This window comes from Pantoea sp. CFCC18177, assembly GCF_059412425.1.
On record NZ_JBNBPL010000060.1, the window covers coordinates 1 to 525 of the forward strand.

1 protein-coding gene is annotated in these 525 nt (G+C 55.4%); it reads left to right on the plus strand.

Translation table 11 applies throughout. The features are described 5' to 3' along the window. On the plus strand, window positions 1–506 hold a 506-nt coding region (locus ACPUC8_RS26030), incomplete at its 5' end, for a transposase (RefSeq protein WP_494927750.1). Window positions 507–525: the final 19 nt, after the last annotated feature.

Below are 525 nucleotides of genomic sequence, written 5' to 3' on the forward strand. Positions count from 1 at the left end.
ATGCGGTGGTTCAGCCCTCAATCCGCGTGGTGATAGCGGCGCTGGATGCGCAGATAGACGAAACAAAGCGCGCAATAAACGACCACATCAATAATGACCCGGACCTTAAAAAGAACAAAAAACTGCTGGAATCGATCCCGGGCATAGCGGGCGTGCTGAGCAGCACGATGCTGGCGTATATGGGCGACATGTCGAGGTTCAGCAGCAGCAAGGCGCTTGTGGCGTGGGTCGGTCTGAATCCGATGCGGCAGGAGTCGGGCGAGTGGAAAGGCAAAAGCCGGATATCGAAGATGGGCAACAGCGCGATGCGCAAGGCGCTGTACATGCCAGCGATAGTTGCGATGAAGTGGAATCCGGTGGTCATCTCGCTGAAGAAGCGTCTGGATGCGGGAAAGAAAACGGGAAAAGTGGTGGTGTGCGCGGCGATGAAAAAGCTGCTGCAGCTGGCTTATGGAGTGCTGAAATCAGGCCGCCCGTTCGATGCAGAAATATGTCTTGCCAGGTAACTGGCAAGACGGTATCTAC